This is a genomic window from Marivita cryptomonadis (genome assembly GCF_002115725.1).
In the GTDB taxonomy this organism is placed as follows: Bacteria; Pseudomonadota; Alphaproteobacteria; order Rhodobacterales; family Rhodobacteraceae; genus Marivita; species Marivita cryptomonadis.
In genome coordinates this window covers 154,109-177,615 of sequence record NZ_JFKD01000003.1, presented here as the reverse complement: position 1 = coordinate 177,615, position 23,507 = coordinate 154,109, and the positions used below count along the sequence as shown (strand labels likewise).

The following is a 23,507-nucleotide window of genomic DNA, read 5'->3' as shown; positions in this document are numbered from 1 at the left end:
CTCTTCTAATGCTATGCATATGGTAGCGAGAACACAACTTTCCCGATTGGGACTATTCGACGCGAAGGTACCTCGGTACACGAGTTATCCTACGTCGCCGCATTTCAAGAATGACGTGAAACCGGGGGATTTCTCCGATTGGATCGAAGCGATCCCAGAAAACTCCGAAATTTCGCTCTATCTGCATGTGCCGTTTTGTCGCCGTCTGTGCTGGTTTTGTGCCTGCCGGACGCAAGGAACGGCCAGCGGTGAACCAGTCACGGCCTATGTGGAAACGCTCAAGGACGAATTGACCCTTCTAAAGCGGCACCTGCCGCGCGGCGTTCGTCTGTCACGTCTGCACTGGGGCGGGGGCACGCCGACCCTCATGTCGCCTGAACATATGCGTGATCTGAACGCTGCTGTGCGTGAAGTGGCCGATTTTGCAGATAACTACGAATTCTCCGTCGAAATCGACCCGAACGAGATTGACGCAGGTCGTCTTGATGCCCTGTTCGAAGGCGGCATGAACCGCGCCTCGATCGGTGTGCAGGATTTTGATCCCGTCATTCAAAAGACCATTGGTCGAGAGCAAAGTTTCGACACCACCAAACGGGCGGTCGACATGATCCGCGACCGGGGTATTCAAAGCCTGAACGCGGACATCCTTTACGGCTTGCCCGACCAGACCCGCAGCAAGATCGTCGATTCGGTGCAGAAGCTCTTGTCTCTCTCTCCGGACCGCGTCGCACTGTATGGCTATGCGCATGTGCCTTGGATGGCCAAGCGTCAGCAGATGATTCCCTCGGATGCGCTTCCGCGCCCGGACGAACGGCTCGATCTGTTCGAAACCGCCCGCAAGCTTTTTGTCTGGGACAATTACGAAGAGATCGGGATCGACCATTTCGCCACCCGCGAAGATGGTCTGTCCGTTGCGGCCCGAAAAGGCACGTTGCGCCGTAATTTCCAAGGCTACACCGACGACACGTCAGACGTCTTGGTCGGTTTGGGGGCGTCTTCGATCTCCAGATTTCCGCAGGGCTATGCGCAGAACGCACCTGCCACATCCGCCTATACCAAGGCGATCCGCGCACATGAATTCTCGACCGTGCGTGGCCACAGCTTTACCCAACAGGACAAACTGCGCGCGCGCATGATCGAAATGCTGATGTGTGACTTCCGGGTCGACACGGCAGAGCTTGTGCGGGACTACAAAACAACCCAGGGCGAAGTGACGGATCTGCTCAGACGGACCAATTCAGAGTTCGAGAACTTGCTGGTTGTCGACAGTAACGGTCTTTACGTGCCCCCCGAAGCCCGTCCTCTCACTCGGATCATCGCCCGCAGTTTCGACGCCTACGACCTGTCCTCGGCTGGCCACAGTTCAGCGATTTAACTCGCCAGATCGAACGCAGCCGCCATCAGCGTCTTTGTGTAATCCGTCTGCGGATGGGTGAACACGTCTTCAGCAGTGCCGTATTCCACGACATCCCCTGCCTTCATCACGATGACCTTGTGTGACATCGCGCGGACCACCTTCAGATCGTGGCTGATGAATAGATACGCAAGGTCGTATTTCCTCTGAAGGTCGCGCAGCAGGTTCACGATCTGCACCTGAACCGTCATGTCCAGCGCCGATGTCGGCTCATCCAATACCACCAGTTTGGGTCGAAGAACCATCGCCCGCGCAATGGCGATTCGTTGACGCTGACCGCCGGAAAACTCATGCGGGTAGCGATGCATCGTTGCTGGATCCAGCCCCACTTCGGTCATCACTTCGGTGACCAGTTCGCGGTCGGAACGCCCATCTGGTGCCCCGTGAACCCCCAGTCCTTCGGCAATGATCTGTTCGCAGGTCATGCGTGGACTAAGGCTGCCATAGGGGTCTTGGAATACGATCTGCATCTCGCTCCGCAGTCGCCGCAATTCGCGGGTTGACCAGTCGCGCACATTCTGGCCCCGGTATGTGATCTCGCCCTCGGACCCGATCAGCCGCATAATAGCCAGCGCCAGCGTCGTCTTGCCCGACCCGGATTCACCTACGATGCCTACAGTTTCACCAGCGCGTACAGCGATAGTTGCATCGTTGACGGCCTTCACATAGCCAACCGTGCGCTTCATGAAACCTTGCTGGATCGGGAACCAGATCTTGAGGTTGTCGGTCCGCGCGATCTCTTCCGCGCCCTCTTTGACCGGATCAGGGGAGCCTGTGGATTCCGCACTCAACAGCATCTGCGTATAAGGATGCTGCGGATTGCTGAAAATCTCGCGGGTTGGCCCTGACTCGACGATCTGCCCGTCCTTCATCACACAAACCCGATCAGCGATCTTGCGCACGATGCCAAGGTCATGGGTGATGAACAAAAGGCTCATATCCTCGGCGTCTTTAAGCTCGGCCAGCAATTGAAGGATCTGCGCCTGAATGGTCACGTCCAAAGCCGTCGTAGGTTCATCCGCAATCAGCAGTTCCGGCCCGTTCGCCAACGCCATTGCGATCATCACCCGTTGACGCTGACCACCGGATAACTGGTGCGGATAGGCACCAAGGCGGCTTTCGGGGTCACGGATGCCCACTTTGTTCAGCAGTTCGATAATCCGTGCCCGTGCCGCATCTCCGGCCAGACCTTGGTGCAGCGCCAGCGACTCGGCCAACTGCTTTTCCAGCGTGTGGAGCGGGTTGAGCGATGTCATCGGTTCCTGAAAGATGAAGCTGATGTCGTTGCCCCGGATTCGCCGTAACTGCGCATCATCCGCACCAACCATCTCTTCACCATTATAAAGAACCGACCCATCGACCCTAGCGGAATCCCCCAAGAGTGACACCGTTGACAAGGCGGTCACCGACTTGCCAGATCCCGATTCCCCGACCAAAGCCACGGTTTCGCCGCGCTCGATATGGAACGACACGCCCCGCACTGCTGGTACGGTCTGCCCATCCTGCCGGAAACCCACGGAGAGGTTTTTCACCTCGAGGATGCTGTTCATGTAAACGTCTTTCTCGGATCAAACGCGTCGCGCACGCCTTCGAAGATGAAGACCAGCAGTGACAGCATCAAGGCGAACACGAAGAACGCGGTAAAGCCGAGCCACGGCGCTTGGAGGTTTTGCTTGGCCTGCAAGGTTAATTCCCCCAACGATGGCGCCGACGATGGCAAACCAAAGCCAAGGAAATCCAGACCTGCCAGCGTGCTGATAGTACCGGTCACGATAAAGGGCAGCATGGTCAAAGTCGCCACCATCGCGTTGGGCAGCATGTGCCGGAACATGATTGTCGTGTTCGAGACACCAAGGGCTTTGGCCGCCCTTACATATTCAAGGTTCCGCGCGCGCAGGAATTCGGCCCTGACCACGCCGACAAGGGCGGTCCAGCCGAACAGCACTGTCAGGAAGACAAGAAGCCAGAAACTTCGCCCCAATATCGCGAACAAGATGATGATGATGTATAGCGATGGCGTCGACGACCAGATCTCGATGATCCGTTGAAAGATCAGGTCAAGCCAGCCGCCGAAATACCCCTGCAAGGCCCCTGCGACGATGCCCACAACACTGGCCAGCACCGTGACGATCAGGGTGAAGAAGATCGATAGCCGAAAGCCATAGATGACCCGCGCCATCACATCGCGCTTGGTATCATCGGTGCCCAGCCAGTTCTGCTCGCTTGGGGGCAGGGGGGCGGCGCCGGGGCGGTCGACCGGGGTTTGATAATCATAGGGAATGGGCGGCCAGATCGACCAGCCTTTGTAGAAATCACCATCAAGAACGACGCCTTGATCGACTTGCTCGATCAGCCCTTCTGGATCGTCAAAGCATTCCTCAAGCCCGCCTGTAAGGATGAGGCATTTCACTTCCGGATCGCGATATGCGGCCTCTGTCCTGAAATCGCCTCCGAATGCTGTCTCTGGGTAGAAGCTGAAGATCGGGGTGTAATATTCGCCGCGATACTGCACGAGGATCGGTTTGTCGTTGGCGATGAACTCGGCAAACAGCGACATGCCGAACAACACGCAGAAGATGATCAGCGACCAGAACGCGCGGCGATTGCGTTTAAAGTTGTTCCAGCGCCGTTGGTTCAACGGGGACAACGTGAACCGGCTGCGTACGGGGGCTATAGGCACCGCCGGGCTTGGTTCGGTTACGATATCGCGGTCGCTTGGTTCGGGATTGGCTGCCATGTGTCAGCCCTCCCGTTTCTCAAAGTCGATGCGTGGGTCGACCAGCACATACATCAGATCCGACAGGATACCGACGACAAGGCCGATCAGGCCAAAAACGAACAACGTGCCAAAGATCACCGGGTAATCGCGGGCCACCGCCGCTTCGAACCCAAGGCGCCCCAACCCATCTAGCGAAAAGATCGTCTCGATAATCAACGACCCGGAAAAGAACACGCCGATAAACACCGCTGGAAAGCCCGCGATCACGATCAACATCGCATTGCGGAAGACGTGGCCATAGAGCACCTGACGTTCTGCCAAACCCTTGGCCCGCGCAGTGATCACGTATTGCTTTTTGATCTCGTCCAGAAAGCTGTTCTTGGTCAGCAAGGTGAGCGTCGCAAAGGCCGAAATCGTCGAGGCCAAAACCGGCAGCGCAATGTGCCAGAAATAATCTGCGATCTTGGCAAAGAACGGAAGCTCGTCCCAATTGTCAGACGTCAGTCCCCTAAGCGGGAAGATCTGAAAGTACGATCCGCCTGCGAACAGGACAAGCAAAAGGATCGCAAACAGGAATCCCGGGATCGCATAGGCGACGATGATTGCTGCCGACGTGTAGGTGTCGAACGGGGTGCCATCTCTGACGGCTTTGCGAATGCCCAGAGGGATCGAAACGATATAGGCGATGATCGTGGACCAAAGGCCCAATGAGATAGAAACAGGCATCTTTTCCAGAACCAGCTCCATCACGCCGATAGACCGGAAATAGCTCTCTCCGAAATCAAGACGCAGGTAGTTCCACATCATCATGCCGAACCGCTCAACTGCGCCGATGGCTTCTTTCTCGCAGGCAGAATCTTCGAGATCCGGCTCTCCGACATAACCATCTTCGCACACGATCCGCGCAAAGCCGAACTCGATCTCAAGCGTTTCGATGAATTCCTTGGGCAGCCCACGGGCACCGATGTAGTCGCTGTCTGACCCGAACGTCTCTTCGGCATTCTGGTTGCCACCACCATCGCCCGAGAACCCGGCGAACACGTCGCCTTCGCCTTGGATGCGCGCGAGCGTTTGCTCAATCGGCCCGCCTGGTACGAATTGCGTCAGGGCAAAGTTGATCACCATTATCCCGAACAACGTCGGAATGATCAGCAACAGCCGTCGAAGAATATAGGCTCCCAAGGGTCTTTTACCTCAGCGCGCCAGCGGCCTTGAGGGCCTCGTATTTCTCTTCGTTGAACCACCAGAAGTCGAGAACCCCCAACCCAAGCGTTGGCAAAGTCTCGGGGCGTTCGAAGATGTCGTAATAGGCGACCCAATATTCAGGCACAAAACCAGCATGGGCAACCACTCGCTCATAGCGCAACGCACGATCCAGTGCCATCATCGCGGTCACTTCGTCTTCCCGCGATTCCGCATTCAGCGCTGCTTCGATGATGGCATCCACCACAGGGCTGCGCAGCGCCGACGGGTTCCAAGAAGACACTTCCGCGGTTTCCGACCCGAAAAGCTGTTTCAACCCCGTTCCGATGGTTGAGAAGGTCTGCATCGACGTCTGGATCAGGTCGTAATCCTTGTCGAGGAAGCGTTGCTGCCCCTGTGCAGAGTCAACCGCGTTGGCGTTCACCTCAATGCCCCAGTCGCGCAGCGTGTTCACGTAGGTCTCGATGGTCGCCTGCCGCGTATCGTCCCATGTCGATAGAACCAGGAAATCCAGCGACAACTGTTCGCCGTTTTCGTTGACCATGCGACCTTGGTCGTCAACCGACCAACCTTCTTCGGCAAGGATACGCAACGCAGTACGCTGGTTGCGGCGGTCGGAAGGATTGTCCTTGTTCGAGCTGTGCGGCATGACCACCGGATCGGTCAGCAAATCTTGCGGAACAACATCACCCAGCGACTGGAAGAATGCCAATTCAGCGCCTTCAGGTACGCCCTTGGCCTCCCATTCCTGACCTTCGGCAAACGAATTGCGCTGTGTCGTCAGGTCAAACTCAAGCGACTCGCGGGTCCATTCAAAGTTGAAGGCCAGTGACAGGGCATGGCGCACATTGCGGTTATCGACGGGTGCGCGCAACGTGTTGAAAATGATGCCGGAGTTAAGAGGGGCCGTCTGATCGGGAAGCGCCTCGCGTTTTGCATGCCCGTCATTGATTGCCGGGAATTCATACCCCGTGGCCCAGCGTTTGCTCGACCCTTCGGACCGGAATGTATATTCGCCTGCCTTGAATGCTTCGAATTCGGCCGTCGCGTCTGCAAAGTATTCGATGCGAATGCGGTCAAAGTTGTGGCGTCCTACGTTGATCGGGTGGTCCCAGCCCCAGTAATTCGGGTTCCGCTCATAAACCACGTAGCGGTTGAACTCGTAGTCACCCACCTGATACGGGCCGGATCCCATCGGCGACATCACCGACGGTTCGTCCAGCCGTTCACCGGTTTCCTTGTACCATTCCTCGGACAACACGATCATGCCACCCACTTGGCTGATCAGCGACCGGCGCGAAATTCCGTCCACGAACTTATAGCGCAACGTGTAGTCGTCAATCACCTCGACCCCTTCGATCCGTTCACTGACAGACCGCGAGAACGACCGGATGCCCTGTTCGATAAACAGGTTGAAGGTGAATGCCGCGTCTTGCGCCCGGAGTGGCGCACCATTGCGGAAAACCACATCATCGCGCAGGTGGAACACGCACCATTCCTTGGACTTGGGGTATTCAACCTCGCGAGCAATCAGGCAGTACTGATCGGTCAGTGAATCCGCCGGAACCGCTGTCCCGAATGTGTCGCCAGCCAACAGTGACTCTCCCACGACATCCGAATTGGTCTGCGGATTGCCGCGCCACGCCCAGCGATTGAAGCCGTCGAACGTGCCCCGCGCGCTCAGCGTGATCTGCCCGCCCTTGGGGGCATCGGGGTTCACGTAGTTGAAATGCGAGAAATCTGGCGGATACAACAGATCGCCAAAATACGAATATCCATGTGCACGGATAATCTCATCCCCGCCGCCGTGGCTTTCTGCAAAAGCCAGAGTCCCGGAAGCGCCCGCGCCTGCAGCAACGGCGCTGCCACCCAGCAACTTCAGCGTTTGACGACGATCAATATCTGCAAAGGAAGGCCGGCCGCGTCTGTTGGACATGTTCTAGTCTCCGTAGCTCATTCGTGCATCTCTGCGCTAATATGTAAGCTAAAGAACGAATTCGCCCACATTCAAGGTGAGAATGCGTGAGCCCGGCGTAAATGCCGAGGAAAAAACGTGATTGTGAAAAAGAAAAGCCGCTACCCGAGGGTAGCGGCCTGATCTGTCAGGGTATGATCAGAAGATTATTCAGAGAATGTCGCGAGGTAGGCAATCAGATTTGCGCGATCTTCAGAGTCGGACAATCCAGCAAAGCCCATGGATGTGCCGGGGGCCCAGCCACGCGGATTTTCGATGAAATGGTAGAGGTTTTCGACGGTCCAGACGTCGGCCACCTCGTTCAAAGCGCCCGAGTAGTTGAAGCCTTCTGCAACGCCGACATCCCGACCAACGACATTGTAGAGATACGGTCCGGCCCGGTTTTCGCCAGCTTCCAGCACGTGGCATGCGCGGCACTTGCCCCACTGGCGTTCACCCGCTGATGCGTCTGCGGTTTCAAGAAGAGTGTCAAAGTTGACTTCGGCGACAACCTCTTCGGTGCCGGCCTCGTCCTCACCAGTCTCGATCACATAGACTGCAACCGCTTCACCATGATCGCCACCGACATGATAAAGTGTCTCTGCTGCCCATTTGCCCAGAAGGAAGATCAGAAGCGCGCCACAAAAGCTGCCGACGATCTTGGTGAAGGTCATTGTATCCAACATTGTGTGCGTACCCGTCCGCTAGTGTTTCTTGCGTGTCGCGCGGGTATCTATTGCTTCCCCTTCAGCAAGGCAAGGTGTAGAAGCCGCGACCAAACGCCCGAAGGGCCAATTGTCGGAGTTCACATGACCAATGCCATCGCCTTTCAGGGTGAACTCGGGGCCTATTCGCATGAAGCCTGCCGATACAAGCGTCCCGATATGGACCCTTTGCCCTGCCGCACTTTTGAAGACGTGATCTCGGCGGTGCAGACAGGCAAGGCCGACCTTGCGATGCTCCCGGTCGAAAATACGATCTATGGCCGGGTCGCTGACATCCACCGCTTATTGCCGAAAAGTGGTCTCAAGATCATCGACGAAGCGTTCGTCCGTGTGCACATCAACCTGCTCGGCGTGCCGGGGGCGAAACTCGAAGACGTGACCGAGGCACATTCACATCTGGTTCTGCTGCCACAATGCGCGACGTTCCTCACCAAATACGGGATCCGCGGCCGCGTGAATGCTGACAACGCCCGCGCCGCCCGTGAAATCTCGGAACGCGGCGAAAAACACGCCGCCGCCTTGGCCAGTGAACTGGCGGGCGAGATCTACGGCCTGAATGTGCTGGCCCGTCATATCGAAGACACCGACAGCAACACGACGCGTTTCCTGCTGATGAGCGGTGAAGGCGATCAAACCCGTCGCGGCGAACACGGTATGATGACCACTTTCGTCTTTCAGGTCCGCAACATACCTGCCGCTCTCTACAAGGCTATGGGTGGTTTCGCGACCAATGGCGTGAACATGACCAAGCTGGAAAGTTATATGGTCGACGGCTCGTTCACGGCGACCCAGTTCTACGCAGATATCGAAGGCCACCCCGACGACCCCGATGTCGCGCTGGCTTTGGAAGAACTGGATTATTTCACCGACATGCTGAATATTTTGGGAACATATCCTCGCGATCCGCGCAGGGATTGATCAAAGGCGACAGGCGGTGTCACGCAGTCTTGGCGCGGGCTTCCCGGTGCCAGACGTACAGTCCCGCCGCCGCGATCACCAGACTTCCGACAACAGTCCAGAAGTCTGGAATCTCTGAGAAAAAGAGCACGCCCCAAAAGGCAGCAAAGGCAAGCCCGGTGTAGGAATACGGGGCCAGCATCGCGGCCTCGCCTTTGGTGAACGCCTGGATCAACGCAAGCTGACCGGTGGTCCCTGCCAGAGCCACAATCACCATCAGCCCGATATCCGTGGCGCTTGGCGTCTGCCATTGGAACGGCACTAGAATGCTCAGCAATACGGTACCAACGAACCCGGTGTAGAACAGCGATGTCCAGACATCCTCATCCGCACCCACCCGGCGGGTCAGCAGGGCATAGGCGGAATAGCAGACAGCAGCGCCCAGCGGGAAAAGCGCAGCCGCACTGAACACATCACTGCCAGGCCGAATGATGATCAAAGCGCCGATCATCGCAGCAACAATCCCGGCAATGCGACGTATCCCAAGCTTCTCGCCCAGAAACATCGCTGCACCCAGCGTGATCAGCATGGGATTGGTCGACATCAAAGCAGCCGCATCCGATAGCGGGATCAAGCTCAAGCCAGTAAAGAAACAGGCTGTGGCGCTCATCAGCAGAAGAGACCGAAAGAATTGGAAACCGGGGTATTTCGTGCGCACCACGGTTTTGAGTCTCGGCAGAACCAAGACAAATACCAAAAGCATCTGCCCCGCGTACCGCGCCCAAAGAGCAGGAAGCACACCAACGTTCGGAGCCAAGGCTTTGACCGTCGCGTCCATGATCGAAAAGCAGAAGATCGCGGCGATCATCAGAAGGATGGCACGGTTTTGTTCTGTCATGCTGCGCTTTTATTTGAACCTATGCGAAGCACGTCACACCGCGCTTGTTCGGAGTAGCACATAAATGCTCATGCACAAGCGTCAGCGCGCGAAGTCGATGCTGGTGCTGCCTGTGGCTTTACCAGTTCTTAACGGTTTGCAAAGTCTAACGCGCCATTAATCGGGTTTGCAAAGTTAGGTCCGCATCGGACCTATTGTTTCGCATGCGAAACATTTTCGAAGGACGCGTGCTCACACGCGCCACCGCCTCAAATCAACAATCCGGCCGCCCCTTCGTGCCGAAGCAGCCAAACCTTGGTCTCGACCCCACCATCGCCGGAATACCCCCCCAGCCCATTGGCCCCCAACACCCGGTGACACGGGATGAGGATTCCAATCGGATTGCCCCCGCAAGCCTGCCCAATCGCCTGCGCAGGAACGCCCAGCTGTGCTGCCAAATCTCCATAAGTCCGCGTTTCGCCAAATGGGATCGCAGACATGGCCGCGCAAACGGTCCGCTGAAAATCGGAACAGGTCAGCCGGATCGGAACAGTGAAATCCTGCTGTTTCCCTGCGAAATACGCATCAAGTTGCGTGGCAGCTTGCGTCAGAACAGGTGTCCCGTCCCTCCGTCCATCGCGCCATTCAAGCGCCGTAATCCCCACCGCATCGGCAATCAAGGTCAACGGCCCCAGTGGTGACTCAACTGCATGTTCAAAATGGCTCATCCCGGAAGCCCCAACCGGATCGGGCCTTTGGCTGTCAACGGATCGACTGTTTGGCCTTTCTGGCTTGCGCGAAGATCAAGCGTCGCCGCCACCCGCCGCACGTCTGCCATCAAGGGGCGCCAATCGTCCGACAATTGCCGCGCAGCTTCGGAAGGGCAAAAGGTTTTCCCGACCCCGCGCTGATGCGCGAGGTCGAGCAGGACGTCCGCGATGGCGTTATCCGAGGGCGTCATTGCACCGCTGGCAGGTGCCCGGATGCTGGTGCGTCCCGACATCGGGCAGGATCTTCCAGCACCGCTGGCACTTTGCGCCATCGGCCTTTTCAAAGACCACACCAACCCCCGTCACCTCGGGCAGGCGGAACGCCTCAGCCGGGGCCGGGTCGCCGGTCAGGTTGATGCCGGAGGTGATGCAGATGTCGTCGAAGTTCACCGACTTCAGCGCGTCGAGCGTTTCGGCATCCTCAATGTGAACCACCGGCGCTGCCTCAAGCGAGGCACCGATCACCTTGTCCGTCCGCTGCACTTCAAGCGCTGCTGTCACAGCCCGGCGGGCGCGGCGCACCTTGGCCCATTTCGCAGCGAGCGCCTCGTCTTTCCACGACGCGGGCGTTTCGGGAATGTCCTGCAAATGGATCGACGAGTCCTCACCCGGGAAGCGATCAAGCCAGACATCTTCCATCGTAAACACAAGCACCGGAGCCAGCCAAGTCGTCAGGCGGTGGAACAGGATATCCATCACCGTCCGCGCCGCCCGGCGGCGTTCGGTGTCGCCGTCGCAATACAAAGCGTCCTTGCGGATGTCGAAGTAGAAGGCTGACAGTTCCACGGTGCAGAAGTTGAACAACTGCTGGAACACGCCTTGGAAATCGTAGGAATCGTAGCCGTTGCGCACGACCTCATCCAGTTCCGCCAGTCGGTGCAGAACATAGCGCTCCAACTCGGGCATGTCCGCAGGCTCAACGCGGTCCGACTCCTCGAAATGGCTCAGAGCGCCCAGCATATAGCGCATCGTGTTGCGCAAACGGCGGTAGCTGTCGGCCACACCTTTCAGGATCTCCGGCCCGATCCGCAGGTCGGCGGTGTAATCGGCCTGTGCCACCCACAGGCGCAGGATATCGGCACCGTACTGTTTGGTCACGTCCTCGGGGGCCACCGTGTTGCCCAAAGACTTGGACATCTTGTTGCCCTTCTCGTCGAGCGTGAACCCGTGGGTCAACACGCCGCGATAAGGCGCACGGCCCTGCGTGCCGCAGGACTGGAGCATTGACGAGTGGAACCACCCACGGTGCTGGTCGGTCCCTTCGAGGTAGAGATCGGCCAACCCGTCCTCGGATCCGTCCTCGCGGTCGCGCAGGACAAAGGCGTGGGTGGAACCGGAATCGAACCACACATCCAGAATGTCGAACACCTGTTCCCATTCGCTCGGATCGTAGTCATTGCCTAGGAACCGCTCTTTCGCGCCGGGTTTGTACCATGCATCCGCGCCTTCGGCCTCAAATGCTTCAAGGATTCGGGCGTTGACGGTGTCGTCCTTCAGCAGGAAGTCGGCTTCGGTTGGCAACGCGCCTTTCTTGACGAAACACGTGAGCGGCACACCCCATGCGCGCTGACGGGACAGCACCCAATCTGGGCGTGCTTCGATCATCGAATACAAACGGTTGCGCCCGGTCTGTGGTGTCCATTTGACCAGTTGGTCGATGGAGTTCAGCGCCCGTTCGCGGATCGTTGTGCCGTAGTCATCCTGACCGTCGCCAACCGTACGGTCGATCGCAGCGAACCATTGCGGCGTGTTGCGGTAGATCACTGGCGCCTTGGAGCGCCACGAATGCGGATAGCTGTGGGTCATGCGCCCACGGGCGAGCAATCCACCGGCTTCGACCAGCTTGTCGATCACGGCGGTGTTGGCTTTGCCTTCCTTGCCCCTGTGATCGAGCACCTTGAGATCTGCAAAGAACGGCACGTGTGGCAGGAACTCGGATTCCTCGCCCACGTTGTGGGTCATCCGGTCCATCCAGCCACGGGCGACGAACGCTTCGTAGTCTTCCTGACCGTGGCTTGGCGCGGTGTGCACAAAGCCGGTGCCCGCATCGTCTGTCACGTGATCCCCGTCGATCATCGGCACGTCGTAATCCCAGAACCCGTCCGCGCCGTCGAGGCCCCGGAACGGATGTGCCAGCGTCAGTGCGCCCAACTCATCAGCGGACACGTCGCGCAGGCGGCGGTACATCGACGGCTCAAGGCGGGCTTTGCCAAGCACGTCTTCGGCCAAGGTATCGGCCAGCAAGTAGCGGTCACCGATGCGCGCCCAGCATTCCTCTGGGCGGCCTGTGACTTCGTACAATCCGTAGGCGATGTCATTGCCATAGGCGACGGCCTTGTTCGACGGGATGGTCCAGGGTGTGGTTGTCCAGATGACGACTTTCACACCTTGCAGATCACCTTCGCCGTTGGTCGCTTTAAACGGCACCCAGATCGTGTGCGACTTGTGGTCGTGGTATTCGATCTCGGCCTCGGCCAGCGCGGTCTTTTCCACCGGCGACCACATCACGGGCTTGGACCCTTGATACAACGTCCCGGTCATCAGGAATTTCTGGAATTCCTCCGCGATGATCCGCTCGGCGCGAAAGTCCATCGTCAGATACGGCTTGTCCCATGTCCCGGTAATACCAAGACGCTTGAATTCGTCGCGCTGGATGTCGATCCAGCCTTCGGCGAACTTGCGGCATTCCTGACGGAAGGCCACGACATCGACCTCGTCCTTGTCGAGACCCTTCGCACGGTACTGTTCCTCGATCTTCCATTCGATGGGCAGGCCATGGCAGTCCCAGCCGGGGATATAGCGCGCGTCGCGGCCCATCATCTGTTGGGAGCGCACGACCATGTCCTTGAGGATCTTGTTCAGTGCGTGACCGATGTGCAAGTGGCCGTTCGCGTAGGGAGGGCCGTCGTGGAGAGTGAACGGTTTGCGAGCTTGTTCATTTTCGCCCTCATGGGCGCGGGCAGCCTTGTCGCGCAGGCGGTCGTAAATGCCCATCGTGGCCCATTTTTCAAGCCATGCAGGTTCGCGGTTGGGCAGCCCGGCGCGCATCGGAAAATCGGTTTTGGGCAGGTTCAGCGTGTCTTTGTATTCGGGTGTGTCGGCGCACATTTGGAGCGTCCTCGGGTGTTCGGATCAGGAATGTGTGAGAGGATCGGCGCGGGTGTCCATACGCCTTGTCCCGGCGGCTCGATTGCTCAGAGCGCCGGGCATGTAATTCGAATAATGATCGCGATCAGATGCGTCATGCGGCGCGTTATAGGAGTGACTGAGGCAGACGTCCAGACAGTGTTTCCCAGCCCCCCAAACCCCCTATTTGGAAAACGAAGACGGGGGCCGGTCAGGTCTCGAACATGGTGCCGACCAGATAGGCGATGGCCGCGGCTGTGCCGCCGATGAGAAGGGTTTCAAGTCCCGAGCGCCACCAAGGAGCCAGCGACCATTTGGATTTGTAGGCGCCGATAGCGAAGAAGGTGATCAGCGTCAGGAGTGTCGAGATGCGGAAAGCATCCTCCAATCCCATAAGAAACGGCAAAAGCGGGATCATACCCGCCGCGAGAAAAGCCAGAAACGTGGCCCATGCGGCCTTGAACGGATGGGGGTCGACAGAGGCGAGACCATATTCGCCTTCGAGCATCAATTGCACCCATTGTTCGCGGTTCTGCGAGATCTGATTGACCGCACCGTCGAGCGCATCGCCCGACAGTCCCTTGCGGCGCAGAATCTCGCGCAATTCGTTGCGTTCGCCTTCGGGATATTTGCGGATGTGGCGTTCTTCGACCTCGCGAAGGCGGCGGGCGTCGTCGAGTTCGGCCTTGGTGCCCGAGTAGTTTCCGGCGGCCATGGAAAACCCGTCTGCCAGCACATTGGCGATTCCGAGCGCGATGATGATCCACGGGCTCAGGCCCGCGCCCGCAACTCCGGCCACGATGGCGAAGGTGGTCACCGATCCGTCGATGGCGCCATAGACGATGTCGCGCAGGTAGCCGCGCCCGGCAGGGGCGTCGATGCGGGCTTCGATTTCGGCTTGGCTGTGGCCGTGGTCACCGGGGGATTGGGTCATGTGATCCAGATTGGGGTAGGTGCGCTGAGCCTGCCATGCGCTGGATCAAAGACGGATCAGCGGGACTTGGTGGTGACAAGGCCCGAAAGGGCGGTTTTGATGATCGACCGGACCGAGGGGCGTTTGCCGGGTGCGAAAGGCAGAGGGCGGCAGACTTCGATGGCCGCAACACCGACGCGGGCGGTCAGCGCGCCGTTCACAAGCCCTTCGCCAAAGCGACGCGAAAGTTTGCCTAGGATCGACCCGCCAAGGATCGGTTCAAGCATGTCGTCACCCACTGCAACAGCGCCAGTGGCGACAAGGTGGGACAGGACGGCACGGGTCAGGCGCCAACTGCCCAACGTTCCAGAGCGTCCACCGTAGATCTCGGCGATGCGGCGGATCATACGTATGTTGGAGCCGAGGGCAGCGACCACATCGGCGAGAGCCAAAGGCACGAGTGCTGTGACGGTCGCAACCTGACGGGCGGCGGCCTCAACCTCGCGCCGGGCAGCGGCGTCGAGCGGGCCAAGGAGTTCGTGATCAGCCAGCGCGATCAGGGCGGAGGCGTCGAACATATCCGCCTCGCGGTCCTTCAGGCGATCGCGGCCCCATTTGGTGTCATCGCGCCCGGCATAGAGGCCGGTCAGGTCTTTGATGACCGTCCGCGCGGCGGTCAGGTCTGCGCTCGCTAGGGCTGTCTCGGCGGCGTGCTGGATGCGATCAATGCGTCCAAGGCGGGCAAATGCCGAAAGCTCTTTGATCACGATCAGCAGAACGACCAACAGAAACACTGCAAAAAGCGCCGCCACCGCATAGCCGAGATAGAGGTTCTGGCTCACCAGAGTGGTCACGAAGTTCCACGCCGCGACCGAGGCTATGGTTGTGATCAGCGCAAAGAGCAGCGACCAGAACCAACGCGCCAGTCGCGACACAGGACGCGATGCAAGGGCTGCGGCCGTGGTCATGGCTTGCCCCTGCAGCGCTGGGTCCAGTGTGTCGGGAACTGGAGGCGCCTCTGCCGGGGTCTGGGTTGGTGCAGCGTCGTCCAGATCGAACAGGACGGGACCTTTGGCGTTTGTCATGTGTCCGTCCTTTGCCAGAGATACCGGATGTCGGGCAGGCCTTCATCATTGCCTGCGCCGCCGGTGTGTTCGACGGGGGTAAAGCCGTGGCGTTCGTAAAATGCCTGTGCGCGGGTGTTGGCCTGAAAGGTCCAGAGCGTGAGCTGGTCCTCTTGGTGCATGGCATTGGTCAACAGCTTTGACCCGATGCCCTGTCCGCGTGCTTTGGGATCAATATAGAGCGCATGGATGTCGTCGCCGTTGCGCGCCAGAAAGCCAGTGATTGTTTCGTTTTCGGAAACAGTGACCCAGCCGCGATCCACCATCATGCCTGCAAAACCGATATCCTCGGCGCGGGTGTGGATGCGGGGCATCCACGGGGTTTCGTCGACCCAAGCGGACAGGATCGCGCCGACACGGCCAGCGTCTAGCGGAGTGGCAGGGCGGAGCACGGTCACAGCTTGTCACCGATCAGAAACTGGGCCGCGCGATCAAGCCGAATATGCGGCGGGCCATCGCCCGGTTTGAGATTCAGTTGCGCGGGGGCAAACCGCATGACCTGATATTCCTGATCCAGCCATTTCGCGGCACCGTCGCGGGCGGGGCCCAGCAGGTGGGTCGGATCTTGTGGCAGTTCGCCAGGATAGAACGCGGCCTGTTTGCCACTGTCGAGAAGCGTGCCCCGGACGCAGGCAAGTTCGCCGCCCTGATGTGCGCGCATTTCCTCGACCGTGGCACGCAAGGACGCGATGGACATGGCGCTGGTCTTGGCGCCTGCAAATTGTGCGCGGTCGCGGGCGTCGCGGGTCAGGGCTTCCATGATGGCAGTCAGACGAGCGTGTTGAGTGTGGTGAAGGTGGTCGGCCTTAGTGGCCGCAAACAGGATCTTTTCGACCCTTTTACCGATCAAGAGCTGTGTCAGGAACTGGTTTTGCCCGGGGCGGAAAGCGCTGAGGATGTCCGACATCGCCTGCCGCATGTCCTCGACCGCTTGTGGACCCGCATGGATCGCGCCCAAGGCATCAACCAACACGACCTGACGGTCGATCTTTGCAAAGTGATCGCGGAAGAAAGGTTTGACGACTTGGGATTTATACGCCTCGAACCGCCGCTCCATCTCGCGGGCAAGCGATTTGCGGGGTGGGTTCGGCGTGGGCGGCAGGGGGGCGAAAGTCAGGACCGGACTTCCGGCAAGGTCACCGGGCAGCAGGAAGCGACCCGGGGTACAATCAGAAAATCCCATCTGTCGCGCAGCGTTCAGATAGGTCGTGAAGCTGGCCGCCAATTTTTGCGCGCGGGGTTCCTCCAGTGGCGCTGACATGTCTTCGGCACGGGCAAGCGCGAGGTAGTCGCGGGCAAGATCCCGGGTCTCGATGCGTTTAAGGGTTTCTTCAGACCATTGGCTGTAGCTTTTGTCGAGCAAACCAAGATCCAGCAACCACTCACCGGGATAATCCACAATGTCGAGATGTATGGTTCGAGGGCCCTGAAGCCCCGACAGCAAACCTGAGGGGCGCACCTTTAAAGACAGACGCAATTCGCTGATCGTACGGGTGCTGTCGGGCCAGTGTGGGTCGCGTGCCGTCAAATCGCCCAGATGGGATTCGTAATCAAAGCGTGGCAGCGTATCGTCGGGTTGTGGCTGGAGATAAGCCGAAAGGATACGACCTTCGCTTTGCGCCAAAAGACCCGGCATCCGCCCACGATCCATCAGGTTCGCCACCAGCGAGGTGATGAACACCGTCTTGCCCGAGCGGGCCAGTCCGGTCACGCCAAGCCGGATCGTTGGCTCGAAGAACGTGCCGGACACGGTGTCTGTGACGTTCTCAAAGCCGCGGGTCAGCGTGTCGGCGATGCTGGATATGACCAAGGGCGGCCTCTTTTCTTTGCGTTGGCCCCAGAGATAAAGGCGCATGTCCCCGGTTACCAGTGCTGCGCAAGGGGGATTGTTCGGCGCAAATCGTCAGGCTAAGCGGGGCACATGCCCAGATACGCCCTGAAAGTCGAATATAATGGTGCGCCTTTTGCCGGTTGGCAAAGGCAGGCGGAGCAGCCGTCTGTGCAGGGCGCGATCGAATCCGCGTTGGCCAAGTTGGAGCCGGGGGAGCACACGATTGCCGCAGCCGGGCGCACCGATGCAGGGGTTCATGCGCGTGGGCAGGTCTGCCATTGCGATCTGGCCAAGGACTGGTCGCCCTTCCGTTTGTCGGAGGCGTTGAACCACCATCTGAAGCCGTTGCCGGTGGCGATTGTCGATGCGGCAGAAGTTGCAGAGGACTGGCACGCACGGTTCTCGGCATTGGAGCGGAGGTATCTGTTTCGGTTGGTGTCGCGCCGTGCGCCATTGACGCTGGAGGCGGGGCAGGTCTGGCAGGTCAAGAACGCACTTGCGTTAGAGCCGATGCAGGCGGCGGCGCAGCATCTGATCGGGCTGCATGACTTCACCACGTTCCGGTCGACCATTTGCCAGGCGGCATCCCCGGTAAAGACGCTGGATGGGTTGGAGATTGCCTGTGTCGAGACCGATTGGGGCACCGAGTTTCAGTTTCGGCTGCGCGCGCGGTCGTTTCTGCACAACCAGGTGCGCAGCTTTGTCGGCACGCTTGAACGGGTTGGATCGGGTGCTTGGGAGCCGGAGGACGTAAAGCAGGCCTTGGACGCGCGGGACCGCGCGGCCTGTGGTCCGGTGTGTCCGCCGCAGGGGTTGTATCTGATGGGCGTTGGGTACCCTGACGACCCCTTTGACACATAGATATCTTGCGCTGCGCATGGCGCATCGCGGTGTCAGATTTTTCGAAAAATCTGCTTGGGGCTCTGCCCCAAACCCCGGCAATATTTGGAAAAAGAAGAAGGTCTGGGATTGCTTTTCGGATTGGTTTGAAAGTAAGTGGTCGCATGACAAAGCTGACCGACATCCGACGAGACTGCTGATCTTGCTCTGCTGCCCCTAATTGTGGGCGTTCCGTCACCTTTTGTCTGAATTCATCATCCTTTCCGTTGACTTGGCCCGCGCCGCTTGGCACGGCTTAGGCTTCTTAAAACGAGGTTTCCCATGATCCCCTCTGTCCTGCCGACTTATTCCCGTGCGCCACTTCATTTCGTGAAGGGAGAAGGCACCTGGTTGATCGAGGCGGACGGGCGACGTTTTCTTGATCTGGGCGCTGGCATCGCGGTGAACGCGCTGGGCCATGCGCATCCTGCATTGGTGCATGCGTTGACCGATCAGGCGCAGAAGCTTTGGCATGTGTCGAACCTCTATGAAATCCCGCAACAGCAGGCATTGGCCGACAAGCTGGTGGCGAGTAGCTTTGCCGATACGGTGTTCTTTACCAATTCCGGAACCGAGTCCTGTGAGTTGGCGATCAAGATGGCGCGCAAGTATTGGTACGAGAAGGGCCATCCCGAGAAGACGACGATCCTGACCTTTGACGGGTCGTTCCATGGCCGATCCTCTGCGGGGATCGCGGCGGCCGGGTCTGAGAAGATGACCAAGGGGTTTGCGCCTCTTTTGTCCGGATTCAAGCACGTGGGGTGGGGCGACCACGATGCGCTGCACGCGGCGATTGATGACACGGTTGGCGCGATCCTGATCGAGCCTGTGCAGGGCGAAGGCGGGATTCGACCGCTGCCCGATCAATGCCTTAAGGGGCTGCGGGCGCTTTGTGATGAGAAGGGTATTCTTCTGATCCTCGACGAGGTGCAGTGTGGCGTGTCCCGCACCGGGCGTCTTTTCGCGCATGAATGGGCCGGAGTGACGCCGGATATCATGATGGTCGCCAAGGGCATCGGTGGGGGCTTCCCGCTGGGTGCGGTTCTGGCCACCGAAGAGGCGGCGTCGGGCATGACGGCAGGCACGCACGGGTCGACCTATGGCGGCAACCCGCTCGCTTGTGCCGTGGGCTGCGCGGTGATGGACATTGTCAGCACGCCGGAGTTCCTTGAAACGGTGAACGCGCGGGCCGGATTCCTGCGGCAAAAGTTGGAAGGGCTGGTTGCGGCGCATCCGGATGTGTTCGAAGGGGTACGTGGCGTTGGGTTGATGCTTGGCCTCAAATGCAAGGTCGCGCCCGTCGAGTTGGTGAAAGCCGGCTACGGGTGTGGTGTAATCACGGTTCCAGCCGCGGACAATGTGGTGCGTCTGCTGCCGCCGCTTAACATCAGCGAGGACGAGATCGCAGAAGCTGTGAACCGTTTGGACTTTGCGGCGGACGCGGTTCTTGAGGCAAAGGGCTGAGGGCTGGACATGAAGCATTTTCTGGATATTCACAAAACCGACGCGGGCGACCTTCGGACTGTGATCGACCAAGCCATCGCCATGAAAGTCAGCCGCAACGGTCGTCCCAAAGGCGCGCCGGATGACACGCAACCTCTAGCTGGGCGCATGGTTGCTCTGATTTTCGAAAAGCCTTCGACCCGGACGCGGGTTTCGTTTGATGTGGGTGTGCGTCAAATGGGCGGCCAAACGATGGTGCTGTCGGGGTCGGACATGCAGTTGGGCCATGGCGAAACCATTGCCGACACCGCGCGGGTGATGAGCCGCTATGTCGATTTGATCATGATCCGGACGTTTGATGAGGCCGTGCTGGAAGAGATGGCTGAATATGCCAGCGTTCCGGTGATCAACGGGCTGACCGACCGCACGCATCCCTGCCAAATCATGGCGGACGTGATGACCTATGAGGAACATCGCGGGCCGATCAAAGGCAAGAAGGTTGTGTGGTGTGGGGACGGCAACAATGTCTGTGCGTCCTTCCTGCATGCGGCGGCGCAGTTCGGGTTTGATTTCACCTTCACCGGGCCTGTTCAGCTTGATCCTGAGATGGAGTTTGTGGGGCTTGCGCGGAACGCCGGGGTCTCTGTCGCCATTGAGCGAGATCCATTCAAGGCGGTGGAAGGGGCCGATCTTGTGGTCGCGGACACTTGGGTGTCGATGCACGATGCGCAATCTGCCAAAGAGCGGCGGCACAATATGCTGCGGTCCTATCAGGTCAATGTGGATCTGATGCGACACGCCAAACCCGACGCGCTGTTCATGCATTGCCTGCCAGCGCATCGCGGTGAAGAGGTGACGTCCGAGGTGATGGATGGCCCGCAATCGGTGATCTTTGACGAGGCAGAGAACAGGTTGCATGCGCAGAAAGCGATCATGCGTTATTGCCTCGGCGTGTGACCGGCAGCCTTGAGGATTGGTGCGTGACTTGCGGGCAGCTTTGCCCGTAAGCATGTGCGTATGAAACACATCCCGAAGAAAACCACCGACGACGCGCTTATTCAGGAGTACCTGAACAAGGGTGGCACGGTCAGCGTGGGCAAGACTAAACCGCTGCCAAGCGCGTTGGGTCTGAGCAACAACCAGTGGAACAACAAGACCACCAAGAAAGACAAGGCACCGCCCGAAAAGACGTGACATTTCGGCTACACCGGAAAGAGGAGACCGCGCTGTGGTTATCTATGGATTGAGCACGTGTTCTGAGTGCCGCAAGGCGCAGAAGGCGCTGGAGGCAGAGGGTCGGGACGTCAGCTTCCGCGACATTCGGGCAGAGCCGCTGAGCGAGGCCGAATTGGCCGAGTTCATCACGGAGTTCGGTGACCGTCTGGTCGATCGCTCGACCAATGATTACCGGGCCTTGAGCGCTTGGCAGAAGGCGTCCGAGGTTGACGCTCAGATCGCGGCACAGCCCAAGGTGATGGCCCGCCCGGTCGTTCGGGACGGAGACAGGCTCTACCTCGGATGGGATGCTGCGGTTCAGGCTGCGTTGTCGGACGCTCCGACGCGCTGACACTTATTGTGCGGCCGTCGGGACGGTCAAGCGCTGGCGTCAGTCCGGCACGTTGTCTACGCCCGAGCCACCCCAGGGCTGACACCGGCCAATGCGGCGCAGCGTGAGCCAGCCGCCCTTGATCCCGCCATGTTTGCGCAGCGCTTCGAGCGCATAGGCGGAACATGTGGGGTGATAGCGGCAGTTGTGACCGACCCAAGGGCTGAAGATCAGGCGATAGGTCTTGACCGGTAGGGCAAGGGTCCAGGCCAGCGGGGTCATGACGCTGCGTGGATTTTGCGCAGGGCGTAGGTCAGGTCGCCCTTCAGGGCCTGAAAGTCACGGTCTATGGTGACGCCGGGGCGGCCGACCAGAACGTAATCCCAGCCGGGTTGCGCAGCGGGCAGCAGGGCTTCGGCCACCACCGCGCGCAGGCGGCGCTTGGCACGATTGCGGGCCACGGCGTTTCCGATCTTCTTGGAGCAGGTATAGCCGACACGGATCGTCGGATCCTCGTCATCGCGATGCCGTGCCTGTACCAGCATCCCGTCCGTGCCCCGACGCAAGGCGCGGGCGGCACGCAAGAAATCGGCGCGATGACGCAGAACGGTGACGGGTGGACATGACAACACCGCCGGAGGCGTGTTTCCCCTTGTGTCCGAGGAGGCCTCCGGCGGTGTCATGTCAAATCACCTGTGGTGTCGCGGGGCGCTTACGCGCTCAGCGACTTGCGGCCACGGGCGCGGCGCGCGTTCAGGATCTTGCGGCCAGCTTTGGTTGCCATGCGCGAACGGAAGCCGTGGCGCCGCTTGCGTACGAGGTTCGATGGTTGAAAGGTGCGTTTCATCGCGTCCTACTCCGTCTGGTCGGTCCGGGGGCGCGGATTCGTCCGCCGGGGTTATTCGAAGCCCGTGCTATAGGCAGGTGCTTTTGGGTTGTCAAACGCTGTGTCGGGGATTCACACCGTTTTTCTTGATCGGTGACACGATGCACGGCCGCATCGTACGGGTTCTGCTGCGAACCACGTTTATGGGGGTGCTGCCCACGTCGCCGTGTGGGCGTCTTCTCGGGGTATTTGCAAAACAGAGAAGAGGTTTGGGGGCGTAGATGATGCCGTGTTTTGAAACATTGCCACACGGCCGCGTGTGAACCTGACACAGACTGCAACAAAACTCGGTAACGGTGGCTGGGATTGTTTCAATCTGGCGTAATCCTGAACGAATTCTCACGCAAAGCGGAGCCGTTGATCAAGCAGGCGTGAGACGGGTGTTGCTGCGCTGCTGCAAGGGTCATGTTTTGATCAAGCACAACACAACACTTGAAGAGGCGGCCTTTCCCGGCCTGTATGACATGACCGATATGACCAACACCCAAGACACCCCTGCATGGAAACGTTATGCGCCCTTGATCGCGATTGGCGCTGTTGCGCTGGTCGGTGCGGTCACATTGCGCGATTATCTGAGTTTCGAGACACTTGCTGCCAACCGTGAGGCGCTTGAGGCGTTTCGTGATGCCAACTACCTGCTGACCGCCGGTATGTTTATTCTGGCCTATGTCCTGATCGTCGGGTTTTCCCTGCCGGGGGCGACCATCGCCACGCTGACCGGTGGGTTTCTTTTCGGCGTGTTTCCCGGTGCCTTGTTCAACGTCTTCGCGGCCACTGTGGGCGCAACGGTGATCTTTCTTGCAGCGCGCTACGGTCTGGGTGAACGCCTGTCGGCAAAGATGGACGCCAGCGACGGCGCAGTGCGCAAGATCAAGGATGGGATCGACGAAAACCAGTGGTCGATGTTGTTTCTGATACGGCTGGTGCCTGCAGTGCCGTTCTTTGTCGCAAATCTTGTTCCTGCTTTGGTCGGTGTGCCGCTGTATCGCTTCTTTGTTTCAACCTTTCTTGGCATCATCCCCGGTGGCGTGGTCTACACGTCAGTCGGCGCCGGTCTGGGTGAGGTTTTTGCTCGTGGTGAGACGCCGAATCTCGGCATCATCTTTGAACCCCATATCCTGCTGCCGATCCTTGGTTTGTGTGTTCTTGCGGCACTGCCGATCGTTCTGAAGGCCGTGCGCGGCAAGAAAGGTCTCTGAG

The 23,507-nt window shown here is 59.1% G+C and carries 24 protein-coding genes; 8 read left to right on the top strand and 16 right to left on the bottom strand.

The genetic code is table 11. The annotated features are described in order from the left end of the window. Positions 1-19 precede the first annotated feature (19 nt). Positions 20-1,375, top strand: coding sequence for an oxygen-independent coproporphyrinogen III oxidase (gene hemN, locus MCRY_RS04655; protein WP_085628314.1), 1,356 nt, complete (start codon positions 20-22; stop codon positions 1,373-1,375). Here hemN and MCRY_RS04650 read toward each other — a convergent pair. From MCRY_RS04650 to MCRY_RS04630, 5 genes are all read right to left on the bottom strand, one after another. Beyond that, positions 1,372-2,964: an ABC transporter ATP-binding protein gene (locus MCRY_RS04650; RefSeq protein ID WP_085628313.1), complete on the bottom strand. Its 1,593-nt coding sequence runs from the start codon at positions 2,962-2,964 to the stop codon at positions 1,372-1,374. The genes hemN and MCRY_RS04650 overlap by 4 nt on opposite strands. Next, positions 2,961-4,151: an ABC transporter permease gene (locus MCRY_RS04645; protein WP_085628312.1), complete on the bottom strand. Its 1,191-nt coding sequence runs from the start codon at positions 4,149-4,151 to the stop codon at positions 2,961-2,963. Before MCRY_RS04645 ends, MCRY_RS04650 begins: the two co-directional genes overlap by 4 nt. 3 nt (positions 4,152-4,154) lie before the next feature. Then, positions 4,155-5,315 carry a microcin C ABC transporter permease YejB gene (locus MCRY_RS04640; RefSeq protein ID WP_085628311.1) on the bottom strand — a complete coding sequence of 387 codons (1,161 nt, stop codon included), beginning with the start codon at positions 5,313-5,315 and terminating at the stop codon, positions 4,155-4,157. 7 nt (positions 5,316-5,322) lie between these two features. Beyond that, a complete protein-coding gene (locus MCRY_RS04635) occupies positions 5,323-7,272 on the bottom strand; it encodes an extracellular solute-binding protein (protein WP_085628310.1) in 1,950 nt (649 codons plus the stop codon). Positions 7,273-7,457: 185 nt separating this feature from the next. Beyond that, positions 7,458-7,976: a c-type cytochrome gene (locus tag MCRY_RS04630; protein WP_085628309.1), complete on the bottom strand. Its 519-nt coding sequence runs from the start codon at positions 7,974-7,976 to the stop codon at positions 7,458-7,460. A gap of 123 nt (positions 7,977-8,099) precedes the next feature. Here MCRY_RS04630 and MCRY_RS04625 point away from each other — a divergent pair, with 123 nt between their 5' ends. Then, a complete protein-coding gene (locus tag MCRY_RS04625; RefSeq protein ID WP_085628308.1) occupies positions 8,100-8,933 on the top strand; it encodes a prephenate dehydratase in 834 nt (277 codons plus the stop codon). A gap of 19 nt (positions 8,934-8,952) precedes the next feature. On the opposite strand, the gene MCRY_RS04620 is transcribed toward MCRY_RS04625, so the two are convergent. From MCRY_RS04620 to MCRY_RS04585, 8 genes are all read right to left on the bottom strand, one after another. Further along, on the bottom strand, positions 8,953-9,810 hold the full coding sequence (locus MCRY_RS04620) for a DMT family transporter (RefSeq protein ID WP_085628307.1): 858 nt from the start codon (positions 9,808-9,810) through the stop codon (positions 8,953-8,955). Between the two features lie 248 nt (positions 9,811-10,058). After that, complete coding sequence (locus MCRY_RS04615; RefSeq protein WP_085628306.1) at positions 10,059-10,517, bottom strand: methylated-DNA--[protein]-cysteine S-methyltransferase; 459 nt, start codon at positions 10,515-10,517, stop codon at positions 10,059-10,061. Beyond that, positions 10,514-10,750 carry a DUF3253 domain-containing protein gene (locus MCRY_RS04610; protein WP_085628305.1) on the bottom strand — a complete coding sequence of 79 codons (237 nt, stop codon included), beginning with the start codon at positions 10,748-10,750 and terminating at the stop codon, positions 10,514-10,516. The genes MCRY_RS04615 and MCRY_RS04610 overlap by 4 nt, the downstream gene beginning before the upstream one ends. Beyond that, complete coding sequence (ileS, locus tag MCRY_RS04605) at positions 10,734-13,667, bottom strand: isoleucine--tRNA ligase (RefSeq protein ID WP_085628304.1); 2,934 nt, start codon at positions 13,665-13,667, stop codon at positions 10,734-10,736. Before ileS ends, MCRY_RS04610 begins: the two co-directional genes overlap by 17 nt. A gap of 229 nt (positions 13,668-13,896) precedes the next feature. Then, the gene (locus tag MCRY_RS04600) at positions 13,897-14,619 is read right to left on the bottom strand and encodes a VIT1/CCC1 transporter family protein (protein ID WP_085628303.1); all 723 of its coding nucleotides are present in this window, start codon (positions 14,617-14,619) and stop codon (positions 13,897-13,899) included. Between the two features lie 56 nt (positions 14,620-14,675). Continuing rightward, on the bottom strand, positions 14,676-15,683 hold the full coding sequence (locus tag MCRY_RS04595) for a YcjF family protein (protein WP_085628302.1): 1,008 nt from the start codon (positions 15,681-15,683) through the stop codon (positions 14,676-14,678). Beyond that, positions 15,680-16,120, bottom strand: coding sequence for a GNAT family N-acetyltransferase (locus MCRY_RS04590; RefSeq protein WP_244897880.1), 441 nt, complete (start codon positions 16,118-16,120; stop codon positions 15,680-15,682). The genes MCRY_RS04595 and MCRY_RS04590 overlap by 4 nt, the downstream gene beginning before the upstream one ends. After that, positions 16,117-17,532: a YcjX family GTP-binding protein gene (locus MCRY_RS04585; protein ID WP_085628301.1), complete on the bottom strand. Its 1,416-nt coding sequence runs from the start codon at positions 17,530-17,532 to the stop codon at positions 16,117-16,119. Before MCRY_RS04585 ends, MCRY_RS04590 begins: the two co-directional genes overlap by 4 nt. Positions 17,533-17,643: 111 nt before the next feature. Here MCRY_RS04585 and truA point away from each other — a divergent pair, with 111 nt between their 5' ends. From truA to MCRY_RS04565, 5 genes are all read left to right on the top strand, one after another. Beyond that, positions 17,644-18,414 (top strand): tRNA pseudouridine(38-40) synthase TruA, encoded by a 771-nt coding sequence (gene truA, locus MCRY_RS04580; RefSeq protein ID WP_085628300.1) that lies wholly within the window; start codon positions 17,644-17,646, stop codon positions 18,412-18,414. A gap of 300 nt (positions 18,415-18,714) precedes the next feature. Further along, positions 18,715-19,896 (top strand): aspartate aminotransferase family protein, encoded by a 1,182-nt coding sequence (locus tag MCRY_RS04575; protein ID WP_085628299.1) that lies wholly within the window; start codon positions 18,715-18,717, stop codon positions 19,894-19,896. A gap of 9 nt (positions 19,897-19,905) precedes the next feature. Beyond that, positions 19,906-20,832, top strand: a complete 927-nt coding sequence (gene argF, locus MCRY_RS04570; protein WP_085628298.1) for an ornithine carbamoyltransferase — start codon at positions 19,906-19,908, stop codon at positions 20,830-20,832. Positions 20,833-20,892: 60 nt separating this feature from the next. Continuing rightward, a complete protein-coding gene (locus tag MCRY_RS22810) occupies positions 20,893-21,069 on the top strand; it encodes a hypothetical protein (RefSeq protein ID WP_171046123.1) in 177 nt (58 codons plus the stop codon). 34 nt (positions 21,070-21,103) lie between these two features. Then, positions 21,104-21,442 (top strand): arsenate reductase family protein, encoded by a 339-nt coding sequence (locus MCRY_RS04565; protein ID WP_085628297.1) that lies wholly within the window; start codon positions 21,104-21,106, stop codon positions 21,440-21,442. Positions 21,443-21,481: 39 nt separating this feature from the next. Here MCRY_RS04565 and yidD read toward each other — a convergent pair whose 3' ends face one another. The 3 genes from yidD to rpmH are packed head-to-tail and all read right to left on the bottom strand — an operon-like array spanning position 21,482 to position 22,268. Beyond that, a complete protein-coding gene (yidD, locus tag MCRY_RS04560) occupies positions 21,482-21,703 on the bottom strand; it encodes a membrane protein insertion efficiency factor YidD (protein WP_085628296.1) in 222 nt (73 codons plus the stop codon). Beyond that, positions 21,700-22,104, bottom strand: coding sequence for a ribonuclease P protein component (gene rnpA / locus MCRY_RS04555; protein ID WP_085628295.1), 405 nt, complete (start codon positions 22,102-22,104; stop codon positions 21,700-21,702). The genes yidD and rnpA overlap by 4 nt, the downstream gene beginning before the upstream one ends. Positions 22,105-22,133: 29 nt before the next feature. Beyond that, a complete protein-coding gene (gene rpmH / locus MCRY_RS04550; RefSeq protein ID WP_072775959.1) occupies positions 22,134-22,268 on the bottom strand; it encodes a 50S ribosomal protein L34 in 135 nt (44 codons plus the stop codon). Between the two features lie 503 nt (positions 22,269-22,771). On the opposite strand from rpmH, the gene MCRY_RS04545 reads away from it, so the two are divergent. Next, positions 22,772-23,506, top strand: a complete 735-nt coding sequence (locus MCRY_RS04545) for a TVP38/TMEM64 family protein (protein WP_085628481.1) — start codon at positions 22,772-22,774, stop codon at positions 23,504-23,506. The last annotated feature ends 1 nt before the right edge of the window (position 23,507 follow it).

What these genes read in the sequence shown, in the direction of transcription:
- hemN (WP_085628314.1), top strand. Translation starts at nt 20, where the DNA reads ATGGTAGCGAGAACACAACTTTCCCGATTGGGACTATTCGACGCGAAG.
- MCRY_RS04650 (WP_085628313.1), bottom strand. Translation starts at nt 2,964, where the DNA reads ATGAACAGCATCCTCGAGGTGAAAAACCTCTCCGTGGGTTTCCGGCAG.
- MCRY_RS04645 (WP_085628312.1), bottom strand. Translation starts at nt 4,151, where the DNA reads ATGGCAGCCAATCCCGAACCAAGCGACCGCGATATCGTAACCGAACCA.
- MCRY_RS04635 (WP_085628310.1), bottom strand. Translation starts at nt 7,272, where the DNA reads ATGTCCAACAGACGCGGCCGGCCTTCCTTTGCAGATATTGATCGTCGT.
- MCRY_RS04630 (WP_085628309.1), bottom strand. Translation starts at nt 7,976, where the DNA reads ATGTTGGATACAATGACCTTCACCAAGATCGTCGGCAGCTTTTGTGGC.
- MCRY_RS04625 (WP_085628308.1), top strand. Translation starts at nt 8,100, where the DNA reads ATGACCAATGCCATCGCCTTTCAGGGTGAACTCGGGGCCTATTCGCAT.
- MCRY_RS04620 (WP_085628307.1), bottom strand. Translation starts at nt 9,810, where the DNA reads ATGACAGAACAAAACCGTGCCATCCTTCTGATGATCGCCGCGATCTTC.
- MCRY_RS04615 (WP_085628306.1), bottom strand. Translation starts at nt 10,517, where the DNA reads ATGAGCCATTTTGAACATGCAGTTGAGTCACCACTGGGGCCGTTGACC.
- MCRY_RS04610 (WP_085628305.1), bottom strand. Translation starts at nt 10,750, where the DNA reads ATGACGCCCTCGGATAACGCCATCGCGGACGTCCTGCTCGACCTCGCG.
- ileS (WP_085628304.1), bottom strand. Translation starts at nt 13,667, where the DNA reads ATGTGCGCCGACACACCCGAATACAAAGACACGCTGAACCTGCCCAAA.
- MCRY_RS04600 (WP_085628303.1), bottom strand. Translation starts at nt 14,619, where the DNA reads ATGACCCAATCCCCCGGTGACCACGGCCACAGCCAAGCCGAAATCGAA.
- MCRY_RS04595 (WP_085628302.1), bottom strand. Translation starts at nt 15,683, where the DNA reads ATGACAAACGCCAAAGGTCCCGTCCTGTTCGATCTGGACGACGCTGCA.
- truA (WP_085628300.1), top strand. Translation starts at nt 17,644, where the DNA reads ATGCCCAGATACGCCCTGAAAGTCGAATATAATGGTGCGCCTTTTGCC.
- MCRY_RS04575 (WP_085628299.1), top strand. Translation starts at nt 18,715, where the DNA reads ATGATCCCCTCTGTCCTGCCGACTTATTCCCGTGCGCCACTTCATTTC.
- argF (WP_085628298.1), top strand. Translation starts at nt 19,906, where the DNA reads ATGAAGCATTTTCTGGATATTCACAAAACCGACGCGGGCGACCTTCGG.
- MCRY_RS22810 (WP_171046123.1), top strand. Translation starts at nt 20,893, where the DNA reads ATGAAACACATCCCGAAGAAAACCACCGACGACGCGCTTATTCAGGAG.
- yidD (WP_085628296.1), bottom strand. Translation starts at nt 21,703, where the DNA reads ATGACCCCGCTGGCCTGGACCCTTGCCCTACCGGTCAAGACCTATCGC.
- rnpA (WP_085628295.1), bottom strand. Translation starts at nt 22,104, where the DNA reads ATGACACCGCCGGAGGCCTCCTCGGACACAAGGGGAAACACGCCTCCG.
- rpmH (WP_072775959.1), bottom strand. Translation starts at nt 22,268, where the DNA reads ATGAAACGCACCTTTCAACCATCGAACCTCGTACGCAAGCGGCGCCAC.
- MCRY_RS04545 (WP_085628481.1), top strand. Translation starts at nt 22,772, where the DNA reads ATGACCGATATGACCAACACCCAAGACACCCCTGCATGGAAACGTTAT.